Source organism: Marinobacter sp. (genome assembly GCF_039977835.1).
GTDB lineage: Bacteria > Pseudomonadota > Gammaproteobacteria > Pseudomonadales > Oleiphilaceae > Marinobacter.
In genome coordinates, this window is the sequence record NZ_JBDWCL010000033.1 from 1 (window position 1) to 3834 (window position 3834).

A 3834-nucleotide genomic window follows, 5' to 3' on the forward strand; every position below is an offset into this window, starting at 1 on the left:
CTGAATGGAAGGGGGAAGCAGGAAGTCAGTGTCCCGATCAGCAAGTACAAAATGTCCCATCATTGAAGTCCGGTTATGGCCCCTGTTGTATTGATTATCTCACTTCGACACTGCGTGGTTAAGTCCGACAGGCTGCTAGAGAAAGGCAAGCTCCGCGACGCAGTGAAGTCAGGTGGTAACCAATCCACGTATATCAGCATGATCCACCGTCGCAGTCTGCCGGATCCTGTCCTGGCCCAAGGTGCCTGCAATCGACAGGTGCAACATGTGAAGTCCGTGCAAGTCTTGACAGGTCAAAACATATCAGCCCGGATTTCTCATGAGAAGGTAGCGTAAGGAGGAAAGGAGCGGCTGAAAGTGCTATGGTTTCAGGACCTTACACCATCACCACTGAACCAACAGCCGCTATCCAAAATGGTACCTGAAAAACTGACCTTCTCGCCACTCTCTCGCCGCCAAATTGAAGCCGACTTCTCCGGTGGCCACATCACCTCCGATGCCGGATTGCTCCTGCTTCGCGAAGTCGACAAACAACACCAGCTCACTCAGCGCCTGGCTACGGTTCTGGACGATGCCCGTAATCCGGTACTGGTTCGCCACAATCTTCAGACCATGATCCGGCAGCGGGTCTTTGGCGTGGCCGCCGGGTACGAAGACCTGAACGATCACGAGGCGCTACGCGCTGATCAGGCACTTCAGACCGCGACCGGTGAAGATGCCATTCTGGCGGGCAAATCGACCTTGTGCCGGATGGAACAGCGCGTGGACCGGCAGGCGGTGGTCAAAGCCCACGAACTGCTGTGGCATCACTTCATTGAACAGCACGACTCCACCCAAGGAAATTGTGCTGGATTTTGATGGCACCGACGTTCCGGTGCATGGCGACCAGCCCGGCAAGTTCTTTAACGCCTACTACGATCACCATTGTTACTTCCCACTGTACGTGTTCTGCGGTCGCCATCTTCTGGTGAGCTATCTGCGCACAAGCAACCGAAGCGACAGCCGCCACAGCTGGGCCATTCTGGCCCTGCTGGTGAAGTTCATTCGGCAGTACTGGCCGGATACCCGCATCGTGTTCCGGGGTGACAGCGGCTTTTATCGTCCTCGATTGTTGAGCTGGTGCGACCGGAATAAGGTGGATTACCTGGTCGGTATCAGTAAGAACAGCCGACTGCTCAAGGAGGTAGACGCACCCTCAATGCTTGTTCGCAAGGCTCACAACGAACTGGGTGAAAAAGTCTCCGCCACCTACCGGTTCCAATACCAGGCCCGCACTTGGAAACACCCCCGCTGGGTGGTCGCCCGGCTGGAAGAAGGCGAACTGGGTGCCAACCCCAGGTTCATCATCAGTTCCCGTTACGACGACGGCGTTAAACTCTACTACGAGCAATACTGTGCCCGGGGCGACATGGAAAACCGGATCAAGGATCAGCAGTTGTGCCTGTTTGCCGATCGCACCTCCAGCACGCAGTGGTGGACCAATCAGTGGCGGTTGCTCCTGTCGGGCTTTGCCTACATGTTGTTCGAGCGATTACGGGCCCACCTGAAAAAGACGCCCTTCGAGAGAATGAGCGCCAGTAACCTGCGGCTGAAGCTGATCAAGGTTGGCGCGGTCATCATTCGCAACACCCGACGCATAAGAGTGCTGATGAGTGATGCCTATCCTTACAAAGACGAACTCTCTGACCTGGTGCGTCGACTGGTTCCGGGATAGAAGCCCGGGCTCCCCCGGCCCGACTCAATGGGGGAAAGGGGGCCGTGTGTCCGGACAACAGGAATTGATCGATTATTAATCAATCACGGCCGAAAATGAGCGGTAATGGCGGTAACCCGCACAGTCTGCGAGACTTGCTGGGGGACCTATGAGAAATCCAGGTTAGAACAGGGCGTTCCCCTCCATGAGTTACAACGACTGCTGGGACATAGCGATCTGCGCAGCACGCAGCGGTATTTGCACTGGCTGCCCGGAGTGACACCTCACAACCGTGGACCTGTCGACCTGATTGCAGGTCTGGGAGGTGGATGATGGCCAGTTCACCCACCGTCCAGACGATTCTGGATCGATTCCTTCCGGAGGAGCCACTGGACGGCCATCGCCTCAAGGTTTGTGCCCGGTTAACCGGGTGCCGGACGGCCCGCATGGGCGGCGTGGAGATGCAGTGTGATCACTGCAAGGCCCGCTCCGTCTGTTATTACGGCTGCCGGGATCGGCACTGTCCGCAGTGCCAGGGTCGCGCCAGCCAGCGATGGAGTGATCGTCAACGGGCGTTGTTGTTGCCGGTACCTTACTTCCATGTGGTGTTTACGCTGCCCCACACCCTCAATGGATGGGTTCAGCTGCATCCGGAAGTGCTCTACCGCTGCCTCTTCCGGGCCGTCTGGAATACGCTTAATCAGTTCGGTCGCAATACGCGGCATCTGCGGGGCGAGCTGGGCATGACAGCGGTGCTGCATACCTGGGGGCAGAACCTTAGTCGCCATGTTCACGTGCATTGCCTGATCCCTGGAGGTGTACTGACAGACAGTGGTCAATGGCACAAGGCAAAAAGCCATTACCTGTTCCCGGTACGGGCATTATCAAGGCGTTTTCGGGGGCGAATGGTGTCGTTGCTGAGAGTGTCGGCGAACGCCGGTGAACTGTATCGGGTGACCAACAGCGGTGAGGTTGATGGCGTGCTCGACGGCCTGATGCAACAGGAGTGGGTTGTCTATACCCGACACTGCCTGAACCAGGCCGATACGATTGTCGACTATCTCGCTCGCTACACTCACCGGATCGCCATCAGTAACGGGCGGTTGTTGTCGATGGAAGGTGACCGGATCTCGTTCCGATACAAGGATTACCGGGATCATGGGCGGCTAAAGACCCAATGGCTGGAAGGACAGGAGTTCGTGAGGCGGTTCCTGATGCATATTCTACCAAAAGGGTTCATGCGCATCCGCCACTTTGGTTACCTGAGCAACCGAACGCGACGACAAAAGCTGGCCGTCATCCGACAGTGCCTGTTACAGCCACCCCAACCAGAATCAAACCGAGTGAACCAGGAACCCCCTCGTTGTTGGCCTTGCCCGCGCTGCGATGAGGGACTGGTTCACATGGTTCGTCAGATCCCGCGCTTCAGAATAGCGGCCGTGCCAACCGGCTAGCCTGTACGCAGCTCCTGATCTGGCGGGTGATCGCTTACAGTTCTTTGTGAGCTGGGTCCGTGTGCGGCCCGAGACTGGAAAAGCGGCATCGGCGGGGTAGTCTGGGCTAAATCACAAGAAGGAATCGGCCAATAATGGATGTAACGCGGCTAATGTTCACTGGTGCTGAGGTCCGTCGGCAGCCAGCCTCACCGTTCCGAGCCTTGCCTCCTGATTACTTTACCCTTATGCGTCGACCGACAGCTTTGGTGCCGGCGGCTTAGTCCAACAGACATTTAAAGGTCATGCTGCGCACGACCATTAAATGCTTGGGTGTTCGAGCTACTGCAATGGGTCGACCAGTTATTCCTCTGGAGACTCTGAATAAGTCTCAAAATCAGCGATAATACAGTCATCGCCAACTGCATAGGATTCGTCGCCGCCATGGATCAGATCACTTTCTCCGAAGCCGAGTACCAGACCAAGAAGCGCAAAACGCGTCGTGAGATCTTTCTGGAACGGATGGACAAGCTGATTCCGTGGAAGCAGTTGGAGAAGAAGGTAGCTCGTTATTACCCCAAGGGCCAGAACGGCCGGCCTCCCTATCCGCTGTCTGCCATGCTGCGAGTTCACTGCATGCAGCTGTTCTATAACCTGAGCGATCCGGCCATGGAAGACGCTCTGTACGAGATCGAATCCATGCGGCAC

Annotated in this window: 2 protein-coding genes and 1 pseudogene; all 3 read left to right on the forward strand. The window is 56.5% G+C overall.

The genetic code is table 11. From position 1 onward, the window contains the following. The first annotated feature begins 414 nt into the window (after positions 1-414). Positions 415-1714, forward strand: a pseudogene (locus tag ABJM11_RS09070) (IS1380 family transposase). Between the two features lie 311 nt (positions 1715-2025). Further along, the gene (locus tag ABJM11_RS09075; protein ID WP_348295991.1) at positions 2026-3147 is read left to right on the forward strand and encodes an IS91 family transposase; all 1122 of its coding nucleotides are present in this window, start codon (positions 2026-2028) and stop codon (positions 3145-3147) included. A 423-nt stretch (positions 3148-3570) separates the two neighbouring features. Further along, a partial coding sequence (locus ABJM11_RS09080; protein ID WP_348295992.1) for a transposase occupies positions 3571-3834 on the forward strand: 264 nt, incomplete at its 3' end.

What these genes read in the sequence shown, in the direction of transcription:
- ABJM11_RS09075 (WP_348295991.1), top strand. Translation starts at nt 2,026, where the DNA reads ATGGCCAGTTCACCCACCGTCCAGACGATTCTGGATCGATTCCTTCCG.